General features: G+C 71.3%; 21 protein-coding genes. 9 read left to right on the forward strand and 12 right to left on the reverse strand.

Annotated elements, in window-relative coordinates; all coding sequences use genetic code 11:
- Positions 1-93: 93 nt before the first annotated feature.
- From ACWD4O_RS31695 to ACWD4O_RS31705, 3 genes are all read right to left on the reverse strand, one after another.
- Positions 94-1,059, reverse strand: coding sequence for a pirin family protein (locus ACWD4O_RS31695; RefSeq protein ID WP_451285122.1), 966 nt, complete (start codon positions 1,057-1,059; stop codon positions 94-96).
- A gap of 35 nt (positions 1,060-1,094) precedes the next feature.
- Entirely contained in the window at positions 1,095-1,538 is a 444-nt protein-coding gene (locus tag ACWD4O_RS31700) for a hypothetical protein (protein WP_450944803.1), read from the reverse strand.
- A 67-nt stretch (positions 1,539-1,605) separates the two neighbouring features.
- On the reverse strand, positions 1,606-2,067 hold the full coding sequence (locus ACWD4O_RS31705) for an ATP-binding protein (protein ID WP_451285125.1): 462 nt from the start codon (positions 2,065-2,067) through the stop codon (positions 1,606-1,608).
- A 129-nt stretch (positions 2,068-2,196) separates the two neighbouring features.
- On the opposite strand from ACWD4O_RS31705, the gene ACWD4O_RS31710 reads away from it, so the two are divergent.
- Together ACWD4O_RS31710 and ACWD4O_RS31715 are read left to right on the forward strand one after the other, a co-directional pair.
- Positions 2,197-2,427, forward strand: coding sequence for a DUF397 domain-containing protein (locus tag ACWD4O_RS31710; protein ID WP_451285127.1), 231 nt, complete (start codon positions 2,197-2,199; stop codon positions 2,425-2,427).
- A gap of 151 nt (positions 2,428-2,578) precedes the next feature.
- Entirely contained in the window at positions 2,579-3,493 is a 915-nt protein-coding gene (locus ACWD4O_RS31715; RefSeq protein WP_451285129.1) for a helix-turn-helix domain-containing protein, read from the forward strand.
- Positions 3,494-3,511: 18 nt separating this feature from the next.
- Here ACWD4O_RS31715 and ACWD4O_RS31720 read toward each other — a convergent pair whose 3' ends face one another.
- Positions 3,512-4,330, reverse strand: coding sequence for an SAM-dependent methyltransferase (locus ACWD4O_RS31720; protein ID WP_451285131.1), 819 nt, complete (start codon positions 4,328-4,330; stop codon positions 3,512-3,514).
- Positions 4,331-4,501: 171 nt separating this feature from the next.
- Here ACWD4O_RS31720 and ACWD4O_RS31725 point away from each other — a divergent pair, with 171 nt between their 5' ends.
- The 3 genes from ACWD4O_RS31725 to ACWD4O_RS31735 all read left to right on the forward strand — a co-directional run bounded on the left by ACWD4O_RS31725 (position 4,502) and on the right by ACWD4O_RS31735 (position 6,684).
- On the forward strand, positions 4,502-5,203 hold the full coding sequence (locus tag ACWD4O_RS31725) for a helix-turn-helix transcriptional regulator (RefSeq protein ID WP_451285133.1): 702 nt from the start codon (positions 4,502-4,504) through the stop codon (positions 5,201-5,203).
- On the forward strand, positions 5,200-6,186 hold the full coding sequence (locus ACWD4O_RS31730; RefSeq protein WP_451285134.1) for a threo-3-hydroxy-L-aspartate ammonia-lyase: 987 nt from the start codon (positions 5,200-5,202) through the stop codon (positions 6,184-6,186). Before ACWD4O_RS31725 ends, ACWD4O_RS31730 begins: the two co-directional genes overlap by 4 nt.
- A 141-nt stretch (positions 6,187-6,327) precedes the next feature.
- The gene (locus ACWD4O_RS31735; RefSeq protein WP_351918497.1) at positions 6,328-6,684 is read left to right on the forward strand and encodes a cupin domain-containing protein; all 357 of its coding nucleotides are present in this window, start codon (positions 6,328-6,330) and stop codon (positions 6,682-6,684) included.
- A gap of 21 nt (positions 6,685-6,705) precedes the next feature.
- Here ACWD4O_RS31735 and ACWD4O_RS31740 read toward each other — a convergent pair whose 3' ends face one another.
- Positions 6,706-8,058 carry a VWA domain-containing protein gene (locus tag ACWD4O_RS31740; protein WP_451285136.1) on the reverse strand — a complete coding sequence of 451 codons (1,353 nt, stop codon included), beginning with the start codon at positions 8,056-8,058 and terminating at the stop codon, positions 6,706-6,708.
- Entirely contained in the window at positions 8,055-8,912 is an 858-nt protein-coding gene (locus ACWD4O_RS31745; RefSeq protein WP_451285188.1) for an AAA family ATPase, read from the reverse strand. The genes ACWD4O_RS31740 and ACWD4O_RS31745 overlap by 4 nt, the downstream gene beginning before the upstream one ends.
- Before the next feature lie 125 nt (positions 8,913-9,037).
- On the opposite strand from ACWD4O_RS31745, the gene ACWD4O_RS31750 reads away from it, so the two are divergent.
- Complete coding sequence (locus tag ACWD4O_RS31750; protein WP_451285138.1) at positions 9,038-9,610, forward strand: hypothetical protein; 573 nt, start codon at positions 9,038-9,040, stop codon at positions 9,608-9,610.
- Here the strand turns inward: ACWD4O_RS31750 and ACWD4O_RS31755 are convergent.
- From ACWD4O_RS31755 to rhaI, 6 genes are all read right to left on the reverse strand, one after another.
- Positions 9,601-10,260: a LutC/YkgG family protein gene (locus ACWD4O_RS31755; protein WP_451285139.1), complete on the reverse strand. Its 660-nt coding sequence runs from the start codon at positions 10,258-10,260 to the stop codon at positions 9,601-9,603. The genes ACWD4O_RS31750 and ACWD4O_RS31755 overlap by 10 nt on opposite strands.
- Positions 10,257-11,744, reverse strand: a complete 1,488-nt coding sequence (locus tag ACWD4O_RS31760; protein ID WP_451285141.1) for a LutB/LldF family L-lactate oxidation iron-sulfur protein — start codon at positions 11,742-11,744, stop codon at positions 10,257-10,259. Before ACWD4O_RS31760 ends, ACWD4O_RS31755 begins: the two co-directional genes overlap by 4 nt.
- Positions 11,741-12,496: a (Fe-S)-binding protein gene (locus tag ACWD4O_RS31765; protein ID WP_451285143.1), complete on the reverse strand. Its 756-nt coding sequence runs from the start codon at positions 12,494-12,496 to the stop codon at positions 11,741-11,743. The genes ACWD4O_RS31760 and ACWD4O_RS31765 overlap by 4 nt, the downstream gene beginning before the upstream one ends.
- 73 nt (positions 12,497-12,569) lie before the next feature.
- Complete coding sequence (locus tag ACWD4O_RS31770; protein ID WP_451285144.1) at positions 12,570-14,006, reverse strand: rhamnulokinase; 1,437 nt, start codon at positions 14,004-14,006, stop codon at positions 12,570-12,572.
- Between the two features lie 5 nt (positions 14,007-14,011).
- Entirely contained in the window at positions 14,012-16,051 is a 2,040-nt protein-coding gene (locus ACWD4O_RS31775; RefSeq protein ID WP_451285145.1) for a bifunctional aldolase/short-chain dehydrogenase, read from the reverse strand.
- Between the two features lie 141 nt (positions 16,052-16,192).
- A complete protein-coding gene (gene rhaI / locus ACWD4O_RS31780; protein ID WP_451285147.1) occupies positions 16,193-17,353 on the reverse strand; it encodes an L-rhamnose isomerase in 1,161 nt (386 codons plus the stop codon).
- A 282-nt stretch (positions 17,354-17,635) separates the two neighbouring features.
- On the opposite strand from rhaI, the gene ACWD4O_RS31785 reads away from it, so the two are divergent.
- The 3 genes from ACWD4O_RS31785 to ACWD4O_RS31795 are packed head-to-tail and all read left to right on the forward strand — an operon-like array spanning position 17,636 to position 21,214.
- Positions 17,636-19,153 (forward strand): sugar ABC transporter ATP-binding protein, encoded by a 1,518-nt coding sequence (locus ACWD4O_RS31785; RefSeq protein WP_451285149.1) that lies wholly within the window; start codon positions 17,636-17,638, stop codon positions 19,151-19,153.
- Positions 19,150-20,244, forward strand: a complete 1,095-nt coding sequence (locus ACWD4O_RS31790; RefSeq protein ID WP_451285151.1) for an ABC transporter permease — start codon at positions 19,150-19,152, stop codon at positions 20,242-20,244. Before ACWD4O_RS31785 ends, ACWD4O_RS31790 begins: the two co-directional genes overlap by 4 nt.
- Positions 20,237-21,214 (forward strand): ABC transporter permease, encoded by a 978-nt coding sequence (locus tag ACWD4O_RS31795; RefSeq protein ID WP_451285152.1) that lies wholly within the window; start codon positions 20,237-20,239, stop codon positions 21,212-21,214. The genes ACWD4O_RS31790 and ACWD4O_RS31795 overlap by 8 nt, the downstream gene beginning before the upstream one ends.
- Positions 21,215-21,285: the final 71 nt, after the last annotated feature.

Here is a 21,285-nt window from a genome sequence, read left to right on the forward strand (position 1 = left end):
CTGCCCACAGATGCCCACACCTTGGAAACGCGGACTACCCCGGAGGTGCCTGGGCGGCAGCCTCCGGGAGTCCGTGGTCCGACTTCTCCCAGGTCAGCGCACCCTTCCCCGTGGTTTCAGCGGCACCGGTGGCAGTTCCGGTGCGGGTAGCGGGTCGCCGTCGTAGCCCTGTACCTCGCCGAAACGGTCGCCCTTCGTCCAGTCCTCGCGGGCCTGCACGATCTCGTCCTGAGACCGGCCGACGAAGTTCCAGAACATGATCAGCTCCTCGTCGAACGGCTCGCCGCCGAGCAGCATCAGGCTCGCGTCGGACTCGGCCCGCAGAGGCAGTTCGGTGCGGCCGCAGCCGAGGTAGAGCATCGAGCCGGGGAGGACGGGGACGCCGTCCACCTCCACCTCGCCGGACATCGACAGCACGCCGTACTCGAAGTCGGGCAGCAGCGGCAGCCGTACGTCCGCGCCGCGGGCGAGCGTGAGGTCGGCGCCCACGATGGGGGTGTACGCCGTGCCGGGCGAGGTGGAGCCGTCGAGGTCGCCGAGGATCACCGTGGCCGTGAGGCCGGGGGCCGTGACCGTGGGCAGTTCGGCGTGGTGCTCGAAACGCGGGTCGGTGTGCCGGTGGGCGTCCGGCAGCGCGACCCAGAGCTGGGCCCCGTGCAGATACCGGGCGTGCGCCTTGGGGCTCTCCTCGGAGTGGCTGATCGCCCGCCCCGAGGTCATCAGCCCCAGTTCCCTGGGCCGGATGGTCTGCAGGCTGCCGGTCGAGTCGCGGTGCAGCACCTCGCCCTCGTGCAGCCAGCTGACGGTCTGCAGACCCATGTGCGGATGCGGCGGGACCTGCATTCCGGGTTCGTCGGCGATGTCGTCGGGGCCGTAGTGGTCGACGAAGGCCCAGGCGCCGATCATCCGCCGGCCGAGGTTCGGCAGCAGTCGGCGTACCTCGGTCGACTCGCCGAGCTTCACATGCCGGGGGCTCAGCAGCTCGCGGACGGGTTCGGCGACGACGAATCCACGGCCGCCGCACACACTGGGCACGGGGGCGCGGTCAAGGTTGCTCATGCGGTCAACCTAGCGCTCCGGTGCGGGAGTGCGCTTCAGTCGGTGAGTGTCGCCACGAGTTCCGTCGTGGCCCGGACGATCTCGGTGTCGCGCTCGGTCAGCAGCTGGGGCAGCACGTCGCGCTGGGCGTGGACGGCGTCGCGGGCGGCCCGTTCCCAGGCCACGTAGTTGTCGGGATGGTGCAGCAGCTTGGGGTAGGCGACGGCGGTGGTCTCCCACTGCCGGGTGTCGGCGATGCTCTTGAGCAGCTGCAGGATCTGCGGGCGACAGGTGACCTCGGGGCGGCGTACGAGTTCCCAGAGGAAGGGCACCGTCGCCGCCGTCGCCTCGTCGACGATGAAGCCGAACTGACAGATGCGTCGGCGCAGTTGGCCGAGCGCCGAGCCGGCGCTGTCGGCGTCGCCGCGGGCGACCGTGGTGAGCAGGAACGGGATGGCCGCGGCGGATCCGGTGGAGTCCTTGATCTCGGGCCACGGCACGTGTCCCAGGGCTGCTAACGGTGCGGTTCTCTTCGTGGCAGTCATCTCAGATATCAGGTGTGGGGGATCAGGGTCGGTGGTGGGTCGGCAGCATGGCCCAGACGGTCTTGCCCACGGGGGAGCGGCGGGTCCAGCCCCAGTGCTCCGAGAGGGCCTCGACGATCTGAAGTCCGCGGCCGTGTTCCAGCAGGGCGTCCGCGCTGTGCGGGTAGACGGGCAGGCTGTCGCTGGGGTCGGTGACGGCGCACACGAGGTGCGAGCGGCGCAGGGTGAGCCTGAGCCGGGCGTGGAACTCGTCCGCCCACGGATGCGGGAGTCCGTGCAGGACCGCGTTGGCGGCCAGTTCCGTGACGACGACGACCGCGTCGTCGCCGCAGTGGCCCAGGGACCAGCAGTCGAGCGTGCGGTGGGTGAAGTCCCGTGCCTGGGCGAATCCCTCCCGGCTGCCCGTGAGGTGCAGGGCGGCCGTTCTGGGCGAGTCGTGCACCGAAGCGGACTGGTGGCTCCGGATCTGCGCAGGTGATGACACGGGGCAGCTCCCTGAGACGACGTCAGGACGGGGCGCCGGAAGTGCGGTTGACGGCATGGATATTATCCACGCTGACGGTGTCCCCGTGCAATTTCACGGGAAATTGCGCGTACGAGCAAGGAGGGTGCGGTGCCTTCAGTGCCGAACGGAGTGCGGGCGAGCTCACTGGGCGTCCGCTGGATCAAGAGCAGTCACAGCAACGCCGAGGGCAACTGCGTGGAGGTCGCGGCCCTGGACGGGGGAGGCGTCGCGATGCGCAACTCCCGTGACCCCGACGGGCCGGCCCTGGTGTACACGCCGGCCGAGCTGGCCGCGTTCGTGGCCGGGGCGAAGGACGGGGATTTCGACCACCTCGTGTGAAGGTCGCGTGAGGGTCGTGAAGTGGGCGCGTGAAGACCCGAGAGGGATCCGACGGGCGTCCGGCGGGAGCTCGATCGCCTTGCCGCGTGCGGCCGGAGGGCTTCGGATGCGATACTGCCGTCTGTCGTCTGCCGGTCCACGGGGAGTCAGGATGTCTCTCGAGTCGCCTCGCGTCTCCCGTCTCGAACCGTATCTGAACCGCGCCGAGCCCGCCCCGACCTTGCTGAAAATGCTGGTCGGAGTTCAGCTGGCGGGTATCCGGGAGGACTTCGGCCTCTCCCAGGACCAGGCGGCGCGTGCCATCGGGTTCAGCGCGGCGAAGCTGTCGCGCATCGAGGCGGGCAAGGGGCGCAGGCCACCCGTCGAGGCGGACGTCCGTGCGCTGCTGTCGCTGTACGAGACCGACGAGCACGAGGCGTCCGTGCTGCTGCGGTTGCTGCGGCAGGCGGGTGAGCCGGGCTGGTGGCAGCGCTACGACAAACGGCTGATGCCCGAGTGGTTCGATCGGCTGGTCGGCCTCCAGGAGGCGGCCACCGCGATCCGTACCTTCGAGATCCAGTATGTGCCGGGCCTGTTGCAGACCGCCGCGTACGCGCGCGCCGTCGTGGAGCGCGGGCTGCCGACGGCGACGCCGCGGGAGGTCGAGCGCCGGGTCGAACTGCGCACCAGGCGCACCGAGTTGCTGCGCCGACCGGACGCCCCGCGGGTGTGGGCGATCCTCGACGAGTCGGTGCTGCTGCGAGTGCTGGGCAGCCGCGAGGTGATGCGCGACCAGCTCTCCCACCTTGTGGAGCTGGCCGCGCTGCCCCATGTCACCGTCCAGGTGGTGCCGTTGGACGTCACGCACGCCTCGGCGCCGGCCATACCGGTCACCTATCTGCGCTTCGGCGGCTCCGATCTGCCCGACGTCGTCTATCTGGAGCAGATCAGGAGCGCCACCTTCCTGGAGGACCGGGACGAGACGGAGGAGTACCGGGTAGCGCTGGACCGGCTCGCCGACGAGGCCCTCAACCCACGTGAGTCCGTCGCCCTGTTGGAGACGGTCGCCCGGCAGCGCTACGCCTGACGTCCGTCCGGCCGGTGTCTAACCCAGCCGAGCCACGCCGCCGAACTCGATCCACTCCTGGGTGAGTTGGCGGGGCGCCACCTCGGTGTCGGGGCGCCAGGTGGAGACCTCCACCAGACCCGGGTCGAGGATCTCCGTGCCCTCGAACAGCGCGGTGACGTCCTTCTCCCGGCGGACCCGGCCCCAGTGGCCCTGGGTGGCCTTGTCCATGAAGTCGGTGACGAACTCCCGGACCGCGGGGTCCTCGCTGACCAGCTGACACATCACCAGACAGCTGCCGGGGGCCAGGCGTTCGGACACCCGGCGGACCACGGCCTGCGGGCCGTCGGTGTCGCTGTCGGGGATGCAGTGGAAGACCGAGTTGAACAGCACGGCCACCGGCTGCGAGAAGTCGATGAGGCGCTTGGTGTCCTCGTGCTCGAAGATGACCTCCGTCTCGCGCATGTCGGCGTGGATGACGGTGGTCCGCTCGTCCTGCTCCAGCAGCGCCCGGCCGTGCACCAGCACCATCGGGTCGTTGTCGACGTAGACGACGTGCGTGCTCGGGTCGATGCGCTGGGCGACCTGGTGCACGTTGTCCTGGGTGGGCAGGCCGGAGCCGTGGTCGAGGAACTGCCGGATCCCGTGCTCCTGGGCGAGGGTCTTCACGACCCGCTGCAGGAAGCGCCGGTTGTTCAGCGCGAGGACGCGGGTGCTGGGGACGACCTTGTCGAGTTCCTCGCAGGCGGCGCGGTCGGCCGCGTAGTTGTCCCTGCCGCCGAGGTAGTGGTCGTACATGCGTGCGGCTGTCGGGACCGCGGCGTCGATCGACGTGGACAGCGGCTTGCCAGGCTGCATCTCTTCCCCCAGTTCCCTGCCGTGCCCCGGACCGGCGCGGCCGCAACACATCCTAGGGAAACGGCAATTGACGACACCACCCCCGTGATCGACGGTTCCCCCGAAGGCGTCAACGCGCCGCCGCGATCTGGACGCCTGGTCCAGGCTCTGGACGTATGGTCTAATGACGGCATGGAATCCCAGGAATCCGAGCGGGACGCGATCCTGCGTGCGCTCACCCCCGTCGTCGACGGCATCGCCGCGACCTTCGGGCCGGTGTGCGAGGTGGTGCTGCACGACTACCGGCGGCCGGAGGGATCCGTCGTCGCCGTCGCCGGGGCGGTGACCGGGCGGACGGTCGGCGGGGCGATGAGCGAGATCGGCATGCGGGCCCTCGCCCGCGGCGAAGCCGCCGTCGACGAGCTGAACTACGTCGTCCGCACCGGCGCCGGAAAGCTGGTGAAGTCGTCCACGATGCTGCTGCGCGACTCCACGGACACCGTGTTCGGCGCACTGTGCGTCAACGTGGACGTGGGCGAGGTGGACCGGGTGCAGGGACTGCTGGCCGCGCTCGCGGGGACGGCGGGAGCGCGGGCCGACGCACCGGTGACCACCTTCGGCGACGACATCGACTCCGTCGTCGACACCCTGCTCGACACCCATCTGCTGCGCCAGGACCAGACCTGGGCGGGACTCGACCGGGCACGGCGTCTGGCGCTCTTCCGGAGCCTGGACGAACGCGGTGTGTTCGCCGTGCGCCGCGCCATCGAGCAGGTCGCCGCCCGGCTCGGCATCTCCCGCGCCTCCGCCTACAGCTACCTCTCCCAGGCCAGAGCCACCCACGAGGCGGCGGCGAACGGCACCGACGACACCCACCAGGGGGCCCACCCGTGACGACCACACCCGCGCTGCCGATCACCCTGGACGACGTACGCGACGCGGCCGCCCGGCTCAAGGGCGTCGCACACCGCACGCCCGTGCTCCGCTCCCGCACCCTCGACCGGATCGTCGGCGCCGAGATCCTGCTGAAGTGCGAGAACTTCCAGCGCGTCGGCGCCTTCAAGTTCCGCGGCGCCTACAACGCGGCCTCCCGGCTGACCCCCGGACAGCTCGCCCGGGGCATTGCCGCCTACTCCTCCGGCAACCACGCCCAGGCCGTCGCGCTGGCCGCGCGGGAACTCGGGACCACCGCCGTGATCGTCATGCCCGAGGACGCGCCCCGCTCCAAGCGCGCGGCGACGGAGGGCTACGGCGCCGAGATCGTGACGTACGACCGCTACACCGGCGACCGGGTGGCGATCGCCGAGGCCCTGGCGGCCGAGCGGGGACTGACCCTGATCCCGCCCTACGAGCACCCGCACGTCATGGCCGGGCAGGGCACCGCCGCGCTCGAACTCCTGGAGGAGGCCGGGGAGTTGGACGCCCTGCTGGCGCCGGTCGGGGGCGGCGGGCTGATCGCCGGCAGCGCCACCGCCGTGAAGGGGCTGCGACCGGACATCCGGGTCGTCGGCGTGGAACCGGAGGCCGGGGACGACACCAAGCGGTCGCTGGAGGCGGGCCGTCGGGTCGAGATCCCGGTGCCGCACACCATCGCCGACGGCCAGGCCCTGCACACACCGGGCGAGCTGACCTTCTCGGTGAACCGGCGACTCGTGGACGAGATCGTCCTGGTCTCCGACGAAGAGATCCGCGCGGCCATGCGGTTCGCCTTCGAACGCCTGAAGATCGTCGTGGAGCCGAGCGGGGCCACCCCGCTCGCCGCGCTGCTGACCGGGCGGATCGGCGCTCTGCCCCGGCGGGTCGGTGTGATCGTCTCGGGCGGCAACATCGACACCGCCCGCTTCGCCGAGCTGTGCGGCGACGCCGACGCCGTCTGAGCGGCCGGGCCCCGATTGGCGGCCCCCGCCGGCCGGGCGGACGATGGAGGTGCGGGGTGCGGCCCCCAGCCGGTGAGGTACCGGGCCGCCGGGGGGACCGGCCCCGGCCGCGGTGAAGTGCGGCCGGAAGGGAGGAGCGTCATGCTGGAAGTGAAGACGCTCGACAAGCCGGACGAGCGGCGGGACTTTCCCCGAGGGCATCTCGAAGCCGTCCACATGAGCGGACTCGACTTCGCCGTGGCGACGTTCGAGCCCGGCTGGCGCTGGTCGGAGTCGGTGGCGCCGATAGCGGGCACCAAGAGCTGCGAGGTCCACCACAACGGCTATGTCCTCCAGGGACGGATGCACGTCAAGATGGACGACGGCGGCGAGTCCGAGCTGGGCCCCGGCGACGTCTTCGTGGTCTCGCCCGGACATGACGCCTGGGTCGTGGGCGACGAACAGTGCGTGGTGTACGACTTCGCCGGCGGCATGGCGAAGGAGTACGCCAAGGCGTAGGACAGCCGGCCGGGGCATGCCCTAGACCGGCAGCAACTTTCCTACCAGCACGCCGAGTTGGTGAGCGTTGCGGCACTCGTGCATCGCGACCAGCTCGGCGTACTCGGGTGCCGCCGAGTCGCCCGTGCCCCACTGCGGACGCGGCTCCGGGTTCAACCAGTGGACCTGACGGGCCTGTCGGGCGAGCTGCCGCAGCGCCGCCAGGTTCGGGTCGCTCATGTTCGTCCGGGCGTCGCCCAGCACGAAGAGCGTGGTGCGCGGGCCGACCGCGGCGCCGTACCGCTCGGCGAACTCGCCCAGGGCGACGCCGTAGTCGCTGCTGCCGTGGTAGCCCGTCAGCGTCGACTCGGCCCGGATCCGGGCGCCAAGGCCCTCCGGGTCGGCCGCGCCGTGCGCCAGCAGCCCCGTCACCTCGTCGATCCGGTTGACGAAGGCGAACACCCGCACCTTGGCGAACTGCTCGTGCAGCGCCTGCACCAGCAGCATCGTGAAGTCGGAGAACCCCGACACCGAGCCCGACACATCGCACAGCAGCACCAGTTCGGGGCGGACCGGACGCCGGCGGCGCAGCACGGGCCGCATCGGCACCCCGCCCGTCGAGAGCGAGCCGCGCAGCGTGCGCCGCAGATCGATCGTGCCCCGGGCGGCCCGGCGGCGGCGCGCGGCCATCCGGGTCGCCAGCTTGCGGGCCAACGGCTGTACCGTGCGGCGCAGTTCGGCCAGCCGGTCCTGCCCGGCGTACAGGAAGTCGACCCGGTCGGCGGTCGGCGCCACCGCGCGCCGGGCGATCTCGTCCCGCCCCCGCCGCTCGGCCACCCGGCGCCGCGCCTCCCCGGCCGTCAGCGTCCGGAAGACCTCGATACGACGCCGGATCTCGTCCTCCAGCAACCGGTCGGTGAACCCGGAGGCGCCGCCCCCGGCGCGGATGTCGTCCCGGACCCGCGCCAACAGCGTCTGCGGGCGCAGCCGTTCCAGGGTCTGGTACGACGACCAGCCGTCCGCGCCCGGTGAACTGCCGTATCCGCCCAGTCCGTCGACGGCCTCGATCGCCATCCGGGCCAGCATCGCCTCGTCGCCCGCGGCGAGCGCGGCGGCCAGCCGGTCGCGCAGGTCGTCCCGGTCGCCGGGCTCGCCCCGGGGCGCGCCGACGCCGCGCGGGAAGTACAGGTCGAAGACGGTGTCGAACACCCGCCGTTGGTCCGTCGAGTGCAGCAGCGTCGCGGCCAGCCCCTCGCGCAGCAGGGCGCGGTCCGCGAAGCCCAGCGCCGCCGCGGCCTCGGCGGCGTCCACCGTCTCACCGGTGCCGACGCGCAGGCCGTGCGCGCGCAGCGCGGCCACGAAGCCGACCAGCCGGTCGGCGACCTCGGCGCTCACACGGCGTCCAGGTCGAGCTTGGCGCCGGCCTTGAGGATGTCGTCCTGGTGCTTGAGGATCACGCCCAGACTGTCCCGGACGACCGTCTCGTCGAGGGCGGTCGCGCCGAGCGCGAGCAGGGTGCGCGCCCAGTCGATGGTCTCGGCGACGGAGGGCGCCTTGCGCAGGTCCATCGCCCGCAGCGCGCCGACCACCCGGACCACCGACTCGGCCAGCGCCGCCTCGATGCCGGGCACCTTCAGCCGGACTATCCGCCGCTCCAGCTCCTCCTCGGGGAACCCGATGTGCAGGAACAGACAGCGGCGGCGCAGCGCCTCCGACAGCTCACGGCTCGCGTTCGAGGTCAGCACGACGAAGGGGCGGCGGGTCGCGGTGATCGTGCCCAGCTCGGGGACGGTGACCTGGAAGTCGCTGAGCACTTCGAGGAGCAGTCCCTCCACCTCGACGTCGGCCTTGTCGGTCTCGTCGATCAGCAGGACGGTCGGCTGGTCGCCGCGGATGGCGGTCAGCAGCGGGCGCGGGAGGAGGAACTCCTCGCTGAAGATGTCCGTGCGGGTCTCGTCCCAGGTCTCGTCGCGGCCCGCGCTGATGCGCAGCAACTGCTTGGCGTGGTTCCACTCGTACAGCGCCCGGGACTCGTCCACGCCCTCGTAGCACTGCAGCCGCACCAGCCGGGCGTCCGCCACCTGTGCGACGGCCTTGGCGAGTTCCGTCTTGCCGACCCCGGCCGGGCCCTCCACCAGCAGCGGCTTGCCGAGCCGGTCGGCGAGGAAGACGGTGGTGGCGACGGCGGGGGAGGCCAGATAGCCGCTCTCGGCGAGTCGGGCGGAGACATCGTCGACGGACGTGAACAACAAGACCTCCGGGCGGTCGGCGCGAACTGGGCTGAGCTTGATCCGCTCACTATCTAAGCGCTTGTTCACCGGCTTTGTCATCAGCCGCCGGAGCCGTTGTCAGTGGCGCGGAGTACGTTGCGATCATGGGTGTGTATCTGGTGAGCGTGAGCGCGGAAGACTGGTCGGCGCCTGGGGAGGACGGCCATGGAGACGTCGCCGCCGCACTGAACGAGGAGTTGGCGCGGCGCGGGCTGCCGCCGTACGAAGCGGGCCGGCCCGAGGCCTCGGGCTGGTTCGAGGAGAAGATGAGCCCGTCGATGGACGGCTTCGACGCGCTGTGCCGGGCGCGGCTCACCCCCGAGGAACACCGGACCCTCCTCGGCTGGACGCTGCTCGTCCCGTTCGTGCTGGAGGAGGGCATCGAGCTGCCCGTCGGCTCCGCGTACGCGGACGGGACGGTGGTCGTCGGAGCGCCGTACGTCCTCGCCCTCGCCGAGCGGCTCGCCGAAGCACTCGCCCTGCCGCTGGACCTGATACCGGCGACCTCCGGCAACCTCGAACTGACCCTGTGGTTCCTGGAGGGCGAAGGGGAGCAGGCCGCCGCGGCCCGACCGGGTCCCTGGGCCGAGGACCTGGCCACGGCGTTCTACACGGCGGTGTACCTGCGGGCCGCCCAGTACTCCCTGCGGCACGGCTGCGCGATGACCTACTCCTGAGGCTCGGCAGGCGCCACCAGGATCACTTCCAGGGTGCGCGGACCGTGCACCCCCTCCACCCGGTCCAGCTCGATGTCGCTGGTCGCCGAAGGACCGGAGATCCAGGTCAACGGGCGGGTCGGGTCGAGGCGTTCAAGAGCCTGGGGCACCGAGGCGACGACCTGGTCAGGGACGCGCACGACACAGATGTGGTGGTCCGGGATCAGGGTGATCCGGCGGCGTCCCTGGTCCGGGCCGCCGTCGAGGACGATCGTGCCGGTCTCGGCGATGGCGAGGGCGCAGCCGGTGACCACGCTCGCCACCTCGTCCAGCTCATGGGCCGTGCTCACGGCGCGGTCGTGGACCCGGGTGGGGTCGGCGGCCGACATCCACTCCGGTGGGAGCCCCGGCGGCACGAGCACGTATTGCGGCCCGCGCTCGGCGAGCAGCCGCATGACGACGTACGGCAGCTCCTCGTCGGTGGTGCGGTGCACGATCGCCCGGTAGTCCGCCAGGTTCTCCGCCAGCAGCTCCACCGTCTCCTCGACGCTCCGCTCGCCGTGCTCGCGCAGATAGTCGCGCGCGACGGCCTCCGCGTACGGAGGATCGCCCGGCTCCACGTCGGCCAGCGCGCGCCGCACCCGGCCCAGGATCCGCTCCCTGCTGCTCACTTCGCCGCCCCCTTCTCGTCGGTGCCGCCGTTCGTCCGCTGCCACCAGTCGCGGAACGGCTCCGCGGGCACGGCCGGCAGATCCCGGGTACCGCTCCACGCCCGGCCGGGGCCGGGCAGCGTCCGGGGGTGCAGGCGGCGGGTGCGGGAGGCCAGCCGCTGGCCGGTGCGCAGGGCGCCCGGGTGGGAGAAGGCCCAGCGTGCCGCGCGCATCGCCGCCCGCTCGGCCGCGTGCCCCTTGGCCGGCTTGAGGACCGCCTTGTTGCCCTCCCGTACCACCGGCCCGCCCTCGACGACCCGCTCCCGCAGGTGCACCAGCACCTCGGGGATGTCGATGGCGACCGGGCACACCTCGTAGCAGGCCCCGCACAGCGAGGAGGCGTACGGCAGCGAGGCGTCGATCTCGCTGGCGGTGCCCCGCAGCTGAGGGCTGAGGATCGCGCCGATCGGGCCCGGGTAGACCGAGCCGTAGGCGTGCCCGCCGGCCCGCTCGTACACCGGGCAGACGTTCAGACAGGCCGAGCAGCGGATGCAGCGCAGGGCCTGGCGGCCGACCTCGTCGGCGAGGGTGTCGGTGCGGCCGTTGTCCAGCAGCACCAGGTGGAAGGTCTGCGGTCCGTCGCCGTCCGTCGTGCCGGTCCACGTCGAGGTGTACGGGTTCATGCGTTCGGCCGTCGAGGAGCGGGGGAGCGTCTGCAGGAAGACCTCCAGATCCCGCCAGGTCGGCACGATCTTCTCGATGCCGACGACCGAGATCAGCGTCTCGGGCAGGGTGAGGCACATCCGCCCGTTGCCCTCGGACTCGACGACCACCAGCGTGCCGGTCTCGGCGACCATGAAGTTCGCGCCGGAGACGCCGACCTTGGCCCGCAGGAACTTCTCGCGCAGGTGCAGGCGGGCCGCCTCGGCGAGTTCGGCGGGCGTGTCGGTGAGACCCTCCGGGGCCGGCCGCCCCCACTCGCTCATCTCCCGGCGGAAGATGTCCCGGATCTCACCCCGGTTGCGGTGGATGGCCGGGACGAGGATGTGCGAGGGACGGTCGTCGCCCAACTGCACGATCAGCTCGGCGAGATCGGTCTCGTAGGCGCGGATGCCCGCTTCGAGAAGGGCCTCGTTCAGCCCGATCTCCTGTGTGGCCATGGACTTGACCTTGACGACCTCAGACTCGCCCGTCATCTTGACGAGTTGCGTCACGATGTCGTTGGCCTCGTCGGCGTCGGCGGCCCAGTGGACCGTGCCGCCCGCCGCCGTGACCGCCTCCTCCAACTGCACCAGATACCGGTCGAGATGACGGAGCGTGTGATCCTTGATCCGCTTGCCGGCCTCCCGCAGCTCGGCCCAGTCGGACACCTCGGCGACCGCCTTCGCGCGCTTGGCGCGGATGGTGTGGGTGGCGTGCCGCAGATTGCCGCGCAGGGTCGCGTTGCCGACCGCCTCGCGCGCCGCCTCCGGAAACGCCGGCATCCCGACGAACGTCCCGCTCACAGGGCCGCATCCCCTTCCGTGCTCGCCAGGATCTCCGCGATGTGCACCGGCCGCATGCCCGTCTTCAACCGGGTCATGGTCCCGCCGATGTGCATCAGACAGGAGTTGTCCGCCGCGCACAGCACCTCGGCGCCGGTCGACTCCGCGTTGCGCACCTTGTCGGCGCCCATCGCCGCCGAGACATCGGCGTTCTTCAGCGCGAACGTCCCGCCGAAGCCGCAGCACTCGTCGGCGCCGGGCAGTTCCACCAGCTCCAGCCCCTCGACCGCCTGGAGCAGCCGCCGGGGCCGCTCCCCGAGGCCCAGGCTCCGCAGCCCGTGGCAGGTCGGGTGGTAGGTCACGGTGTGCGGGTAGTACGCGCCGACGTCCGTCACTCCGAGCACGTCCACCAGGAACTCGGTGAGCTCGTACGTCTTCGGGACCACCGGCGCCAACGTGGCGGCCAGGGCGTCCCCGCGCCCCTCGGCCCGGGCCCGCTCGCCCATCCGCGGATACAGCTCCCGCACCATCGCCCCGCACGACCCCGACGGCGTCACGATGGCCTCGTACTCGCCGAAGACATCGGAGAAATGCCGGGCGAGCGGCTCGGCCTCATGGCGGTAACCGGTGTTGTAGTGGGCCTGACCGCAGCAGGTCTGGGCCATCGGGAAGTCGACCTCCACGCCCAGCCTGGTCAGGAGTTTCACCACGGCGCGGCCCGTGTCCGGATAGAGCGTGTCGTTGACACAGGTCAGGAACAGTGCGACACGCATCGCGGCTCCTAGCGGTAGATCATCGGATGAGTGCAGGGTAGACCGGAGCGATGGCCCGAGGGGAGACCCCGGCTCACCGGGCGGTGAGCCGGTCCTCCGCGGCGCGCCATCGCCCGGTGTCGCCCTGCGGCTCGTAGCGCGTCAGGGGCTGGGTGCGGGCGAGCAGCCGCCGGATGTCGGCGCGGTCGCCGACCAGCCCGTGCGTCCGGGCCTGGACGAGCACATTGCCGAGCGCGGCCGCCTCCGTCGGACCGGCCACCACCGGCAGCCCGCAGGCGTCGGCGGTGAGCTGGCACAGCAGCGCGTTGCGGGTGCCGCCGCCGACGATGTGCACCACGTCGACGGGACGGTCGGCGAGCCGCTGGGCGTCCTCGACCGCCCTTCGGTGGGCCAGCGCGAGCGAGTCGAGGATGCAGCGCGTGACCTCGCCGGGAGTCCCGGGCACCGGCTGTCCGGACGCACGGCACGCCTCGGCGATCCGCTCCGGCATCCGCCCGGGCGCCAGGAACGCGGCGTCCCCCGCGTCCACCACCGACCGCAGCGCGGGCACGGCGGCCGCCTCCCGCAGCAGCCCGCCCAGCTCCGGGTCCCCCCAGGCCCGTACGCACTCCTGGAGCAGCCACAGGCCCATGATGTTGCGCAGATAGCGGACCGTGCCGTCCAGCCCCAGCTCATTGGTGAAGTTGGCGGCGCGGCTGTCCTCGGTGAGCACGGGCGACGCCAGCTCCAGCCCGGCCAGCGACCAGGTGCCGGTGCAGATGTAGGCGAACCGCTCGCCGGTGGCGGGCACGGCGGCCACCGCGGACGCGGTGTCGTGCGAGCCGACGGTCGTCACCGGCACCGGACCGCTCAGCCCGGTCTGCTCCAGCACCTCCGGCAGCAGCAGCCCCGCCGGGTCGCCGGGCCGGCGCAGCGGGGCGAACAGGTCGAGGTCGATGCCGAGCCGGGCGGCGACGTCGTAGGACCAGTCGCGCGTCCGGGGATCGATCAGCTGGGTCGTCGAGGCGTTGGTCAGCTCGGTGCCCTGCTCGCCCGTCAGCCAGTACGCGAGCAGATCGGGGATGAGCAACAGCCGCCGGGCCTGCGCCAGTTGGGCCGAGGAGGCCGCGGCCGCCAACTGGTACAGGGTGTTGAAGGGCGCGTACTGCAGTCCCGTGGCCGCGTACAGTTCGGCCGCCGGAACAGTGCCCCACACCTTCTCGGCGACGCCCTCGGTGCGCGCGTCCCGGTAGTGGACGGGGTTGCCGAGCAGGGCCCCGTCGGCGTCCAGCAGACCGTAGTCCACGGCCCAGCTGTCGATGCCGACGGAGTCCACCGGGCCGGCCGCCCGCAGCCCGTCCAGCACCCCCGCGTACAGGGCCAGCACATCCCACCGCAGCCCCTCCGGCACCCGCACGGGACGGTTCACGAACCGGTGCGCCTCGGTCAGCTCCAGCGAGTCCGGGCCGACGCGGCCGACCATGACGCGCCCGCTGGACGCGCCGAGGTCGACGGCGGCGTACGACTTCACGGCCGTCACCGGAGGAAGGCGGCCGCCACACCCGCGTCGACGGGGACGTGCAGCCCGGTGGTGTGGGTGAGCTCGCCGCCGGTCAGCGCGAACACCGCGTTCGCGACATGCTCCGGCAGCACCTCGCGCTTGAGGATGGTCCGCTGCGCGTAGAACTCGCCGAGCTTCGCCTCCTCGACCCCGTACACGGCCGCCCGCTGGGCGCCCCAGCCGCCCGCGAAGATCCCGGACCCCCGCACCACGCCGTCGGGGTTGACGCCGTTGACGCGAATCCCGTGCTCGCCCAACTCGGCTGCCAGCAGCCGCACTTGATGGGCCTGGTCGGCCTTGGTGGCGGAGTAGGCGATGTTGTTGGGGCCGGCGAAGACCGCGTTCTTCGACGCGATGTAGACGATGTCGCCGCCCAGCTCCTGCGCGATCATCACCCGCGCCGCCTCCCGCGACACGAGGAACGACCCGCGGGCCATGATGTCGTGCTGGAGATCCCAGTCCTTCGCCGACGTCTCCAGCAGCGGCTTGGAGATGGAGATCCCGGCGTTGTTGACGACGAGGTCGACCCCGCCGAACGCGAGCGCCGCGGCCTGGAAGGCCTGCCGGATCTGCTCCTCGGACGTCACGTCGACCGTGACGGCCACCGCCTTGTCGGCCCCGCCCAGCTCCTGCGCGACGGCGGCGGCGTTCTCGCCGTTCAGATCGGCGACGACGACACACGCGCCCTCCGCGACCAGCCGGCCCGCGATCGCCTTGCCGATCCCGCTCCCGGCCCCCGTCACCAGCGCCACCCGGGTGGCGAGCGGCTTCGGCTTCGGCATCCGCTGAAGCTTGGCCTCCTCCAGCGCCCAGTACTCGATGCGGAACTTCTCCGACTCCTCGATCGGCGCGTAGGTCGACACCGCCTCGGCCCCGCGCATCACGTTGACGGCATTGACATAGAACTCACCCGCGACCCGGGCGGTCTGCTTGTCCTTGCCGAAGGAGAACATGCCCACGCCCGGCACCAGCACGATCGCCGGGTCGGCGCCCCGCATCGCGGGGGAGTCGGAGTCGGCGTGCCGCCGGTAGTAGGAGGCGTACTCCTCGCGGTACTCGGCGTGCAGCTCCTTCAGCCGCGCGACCGCGTCCGCCACGGGGGCGCCTGGCGCCAGGTCCAGCACCAGCGGGCGGACCTTCGTCCGCAGGAAGTGATCGGGGCACGAGGTGCCGAGCGCGGCGAGCCGCGGATGCTCGGTCCGCGCCAGGAAGTCGAGGACGACGTCCGAGTCGTCGAAGTGCCCGACCTGCGGCCGGTCCTGCGAGGCGATCGCCCGCACGTACGGCGCGAGCGCGGCGGCCCGCTCCCGCCGCTCGCCCTCGGGCAGCGCCTCGAATCCGGCGACGACGGCCCCGAACGGCTCGGCCCGGCCCTTCTCCGCCAGGAACGCCTCCGCGGTGCGGATGATGTGCAGCGAGTTGCGCTCGCACTCCTCGGAGGTGTCGCCCCACGCGGTGATCCCGTGTCCGCCGAGCACACACCCGACGGCCTGCGGGTTGGCGGCCTTCACGGCGGCGATGTCGAGCCCCAGCTGGAACCCGGGCCGCCGCCAGGGCACCCACACCACGGTGTCCCCGAAACACTCGGCGGTCAGCTTCTCCCCGTCGGCCGCGCAGGCCAGCGCGATCCCGGAGTCCGGGTGCAGATGATCCACGTGCGCGGCGTCGACGAGCCCGTGCATGGCGGTGTCGATGGACGGCGCCGCCCCGCCCTTGCCGTGCAGGCAGTAGTCGAACGCGGCGACCATCTCGTCCTCGCGCTCGACCCCCGGGTAGACGTCGACGAGCGCCCGCAGCCGGTCCAGCCGCAACGCGGCGAGCCCCGCCTCGGTGAGCGTCCCGAGGTCCCCACCGGACCCCTTCACCCACATCAGCTCGGCGTCCCCACCCGTCACCGGGTCGGTGTCAGTGCCCTTGGCGGAGGTGTTCCCGCCGGCGTAGTTGGTGTTCCGCGGATCAGCGCCGAGCCGATGAGAGCGGGCGAGGAGCGCGGCGGCTTCGGGGTGGGTGGACATGAACATTCCTTACTTCTGGATCGAGGGTGAGAGGAGCGCCCCAAAGGGGCGCGGGGCTGTTCTCGATTTGCGGCTCCGCCGCGGGGCGCGACCAGCCACATACGGCCCGCACCCCGCGACGAAACAGATCCCGGCAGACGCTCACGCCCCCCAACCGGCCTGTTCCCCACCAACCCGCTCAGCGACAACCTTCTCGGCCCACCCGGAACGGCGATACGCAGACATGGGCTCGGGGTCCACCCCCATCTCCTCCCGCACCTCACGAAGGAGCGGCCGCACGTCGGTGTTATATGCATCCATCACCACCGCATTCGCCTCCAGCACATCCCCGGCAGCCTGGGCGGAGCCCAACGCCGAGCGATCGACGAGCAGCGCCTTCGCCGTGGCCTCCTGCACATTCATCACGGACCGGATGATCGCCGGAATCTTCGCCTCGATGTTGTGGCACTGGTCGAGCATGAACGCCACCTCGGAGGTGAACCCACCCCCACGCACGACCTCGTACATGATCCGGAACAGCTGGAAGGGATCGGCCGCGCCCACCATCAGGTCGTCGTCCGCGTAGAACCGCGAGTTGAAGTCGAACCCGCCGAGCTTCCCCTCTCGCAGCAGCGTGGCGACGATGAACTCGATGTTGGTCCCCGGCGCGTGGTGCCCGGTGTCGACCACGACCTGCGCCTTCGGGCCGAGCTTGAGGCAGTGCGCGTACGCGGTGCCCCAGTCCGGGACGTCCGTCGCGTAGAAGGCCGGCTCGAAGAACTTGTACTCGAGCAGCATCCGCTGCCCGTCGCCCAGCCGCTCGTACACCGCGGCCAGCCCCTCCGCCAGCCGGTCCTGCCGCTCGCGGATGTCGTCCTGCCCGGGATAGTTCGTCCCGTCGGCGAACCACAGCTTCAGGTCGGCGGAGCCGGTCGCGTCCATGATGTCGACGCACTCCAGCAGATGATCGAGCGCCTTGCGGCGTACCGCCGCCTCCGGGTGGCAGATGCTGCCCAGCTTGTAGGCGTCGTCCTGGAAGGTGTTGGAGTTGATCGCCCCCAGCTTCACGCCCCGGTCCTCGGCATGTTTCGCAAGTGCGGAGTAGTCCTCCACCTTGTCCCAGGGGATGTGCAGCGCCACGGTTGGGGCCACGCCGGTGAACGCGTGCACCTGCGCCGCGTCGTCCAGTTTCTCCTGCGGGGTGCGTGGGACGCCCGCTTGCGCGAACACCTTGAAGCGGGTCCCCGAGTTCCCGTACGCCCACGACGGCGTCTCGACGGCCTGGGTCTTCAGCGCGGCCTTCACCGCGGAGAGGTCGGTCACTTCGGGCTCCTGAGACATCGGTCCGGAACAACTCCCGGATGAAACGATTCAGAACGGGAAGCTATGAGGCCGTCGAGGGAGTGTCAACCCCTGCGTCCAGGACCGTTGTCCGTGACCCCGGCGTGACCTTCGGCTATCGAAAAATTTTCGAGACGGACCCATTGACGTGACATGCCCCCGATGCCTAACGTCCCGGCAATCCAGTTGAAACCTTTCACGACGTCGTGACGGCCCCTCGGATCTCGGTGGGAACGGTTTGCGGACGTCGTCGAGGAGCCACCCATGACCCACCCGTCCGACACGGGAGCACCCCCGGTGCTGGCACTGAAGGACGTGACCAAGTCCTTCGGCGCCGTCCGCGCCCTGCGGGGCGTCTCCCTGGAACTGTTCCCCGGCGAGGTACACGCCCTCGCCGGCGAGAACGGCGCGGGCAAGTCGACTCTCATCAAGACCCTTGCGGGGGTGCACCGACCCGACGCCGGTCGGGTGCTGCTCGACGGTGAGCCCGTCGCCTTCCACGGTCCCGGCGACGCCCGCGACGCCGGCATCGCCGTGATCTACCAGGAGCCCACGCTCTTCCCCGACCTTTCGATCGCCGAGAACATCTTCATGGGCCGCCAGCCCCGGCGCGCCCTAGGCCGCATCGACCACAAGGCGACCCACGCGGCGACCGCCGCCCTGATGAGCCGTCTCGGCGTCGACCTCGACCCCGACCGCCCGGCGCGCGGGCTGTCCATCGCCGACCAGCAGATCGTCGAGATCGCCAAGGCGCTCTCCTTCGACGCCCGCGTCCTGATCATGGACGAGCCGACCGCCGCCCTCACCGGCAGCGAGGTCGCCCGTCTCTTCGGAGTCGTGCGCACCCTGCGCGAACAGGGCGCGGCCGTGCTCTTCATCTCCCACCGGCTGGAGGAGATCTTCCAGATCTGCCAGCAGGTCACGACCCTGCGCGACGGCGCCTGGATCGCCAGCGAGCCCATCGAGGGCATGACCGAGGACGACCTGGTCCGCCGGATGGTCGGCCGCGACCTCGACGAGCTCTACCCCAAGCAGGACGTCACCCCGGGCGAGGTTGCCCTGAGCGTGCGCCGGCTGACCCGCGAGGGCGTTTTCACCGACGTCTCCTTCGAGGTCCGGCGCGGCGAGATCGTCGGCCTAGCCGGACTCGTCGGCGCCGGCCGCACCGAGGTCGCCCGGGCGGTCTTCGGCATCGACCGCTGGGACGCCGGCGAGGTCTCCGTGGACGGCCGCCGGCTCACCAACGGCGCCCCCTCGGCCGCGATGTCCGCGGGCCTCGCCCTGGTCCCCGAGGACCGGCGCGCCCAGGGCCTGGTGATGGACATGTCCATCGAACGGAACATCGGCCTCACCGGCCTGCGCACGACCGTCAAGGCCGGTCTGATGGACCGCGGCGCCGAGCGCAGCCGCTCCCTCGACTGGGCGGTCAAGCTCCAGGTGAAGTACGCGCGGATCGCCGACACCGTCAACACGCTGTCCGGCGGCAACCAGCAGAAGGTCGTCCTCGCCAAGTGGCTCGCCACCGGGCCCAAGGTGCTGATCGTCGACGAGCCGACGCGCGGCATCGACGTCGGCACCAAGGCAGCGGTGCACCGGCTGCTGAGCGAACTGGCCGCCGACGGGGTCGCCGTCCTGATGATCTCCTCCGACCTGCCCGAGATCCTCGGCATGGCCGACCGCGTGCTGGTGATGCACGAGGGCCGGATCACCGCCGAGATCCCCCGCACCGAAGCCACCGAGGAAACCGTGATGGCCGCAGCCACCGGGAGGGCCGCCGCATGACGGTGACCACGTCCCACGAGGCGCCCGTCGCCGAGGCGCCGAAGTCCAGCGGCACCCGGCTGGTCGACCGCGTCTTCAAGATGCGCGAACTCGCCATCCTGGCCGTCTTCCTGGTGATGATCGCCGTCACCCAGGCCGGCAACAGCGAGTTCCTGTCCGAGCAGGGCATCAAGGACCTGCTGCTGAACGCGACCATCCTGGTGCTGGTCGCCACCGGTCAGTCCCTGGTCGTCATCACCCGCAACGTCGACCTGTCGGTCGGCTCCACGCTCGGCATCAGCGCCTTCGCCGCGGGCACGTATCTGCACGGCGGCGGCAACCCGGTGATCGCGATCGTGCTGGCGATCCTGACCGGCGTCGGCTTCGGGCTCCTCAACGGACTCCTGGTCAGCCTCGGCCAGGTGCCCGCCCTCGTCGTCACCCTCGGCACGCTGTACATCATCCGCGGCATCGACTCCATCTGGGTCGGCTCCCGCCAGATCACCGCGGCCGACCTGCCCGGATCCTTCGTCGACTTCGGCTCCGGCGGCCTCTCCGCCGTGCCCTGGCTCGCCCTGATCGCCGTCGTCGTCCTGGTGGCGACCGCCTACTACCTCAAGCACTTCGGCAGCGGGCGCGAGCTGTACGCGCTCGGCTCCAACCCGGAGGCCGCTCGCCTCGCCGGCATCCCGGTCCGCAAGCGGATCCTCGTCGCCTACACCTTCTGCGGCGGCCTCGCCGGACTGGCCGGGGCGATGTACCTGGCCCGGTTCGGCAACGTCGACTCCAGCACCGGAAACGGCTACGAACTCACCGTCGTCAGCGCCGTCGTGGTCGGCGGAGTCGTCTTCACCGGCGGCTCCGGCAGCGTCTACGGCGCGGCCCTCGGCGCGCTGCTCCTCACCTCCGTCAACAGCGTCCTGCCCGCCCTCGGCGTCAGCTCGGTCTGGGTGCTCGCCATCAACGGCGTGCTGCTCCTGCTGGCCGTCGCCGTCGACCGGATCGTGGCGCTGCGGGTGGCGTCCGCCCTGAAGAAGAAGTCGGCCGCCGCCAGGACTGCCACGGCCCCCGAGAAGACCACCGCCAAGAAGGGAGACGCGGGCCATGCCTGAGTCGCTCACCCGCGCCGTCCGCTGGGACACGGTCGTCGGCGCCCTCCTGATCGTCCTGCTGCTGTTCTCCTTCTCCACGGTCGACGGCTTCGGCAACGCGCTGAACCTGTCGTTCCTGATCGGCAACACCCTGCCGATCGCCCTGATCGCCCTGCCGATGACCCTGCTGGTGGTCTCCGGCGAGATCGACCTGTCGGTGGCCTCCACGGCCGGTCTGTCCGGCGCGGTCATGGGCGCCCTGTGGAACCAGGGCCTGACCATCGAGGCGATCATCCCGATCTGCCTGCTGCTCGGCGTGGTCTGCGGGCTGATCAACGGTCTGCTCGTGACCCGCCTGGGCCTGCCCTCGCTCGCCGTCACCATCGGCACCCTCGCCGCCTACCGGGGCATCGCCCAGATCGTGCTCGGCTCCGACGCGGTGACCGACTTCCCCACCCAGTACCTGGACTTCGCGGCCGGCCGGATCGGGGACAGCTTCCTCCCGCAGGCCTTCCTGCCCTTCGTCGTGCTCCTCGCGATCGCCGTGGTCGTGCTGCACGCCACCCCGTTCGGCCGCTCGGTGTTCGCCACCGGCGCCAGTGAGGAGGCCGCCCGGTTCGCCGGCATCCGCGTCAAGCGGCAGAAACTGATCCTTTTCACCGTGACCGGCCTGATGGCCTCCCTCACCGGAATCTTCTGGGCCCTGCACTACGCCAGCGCTCGCTATGACAATGCGACCGGCCTCGAACTCTCTGTCATCGCAGCGGTGTTGTTGGGGGGTATCGACTTCGACGGCGGTAAGGGCACGTTGGGCGGTGCGATCGCGGGGGTGTTCCTCCTGGGCGCGCTCCAGAACGTGATGAGCCTCGTCAATGTCTCCGCGCAGTCCCAGATCGTCGTGACCGGTGTGCTGCTCGTCGTCTCGGTGCTCGGCCCTCGGGTGGCTCGTCAGATTTTGGTCGCTCGGGCGGCAACTCGTTCCGCCGGATAGGGCGCGTAGGCCGGCCGCAGGTCCGTCGTGGCTGGTCGCGCCCGCGCGGCGGAGCCGCACATCGATACAGC

The organism is Streptomyces sp. NPDC002623 (genome assembly GCF_053592635.1).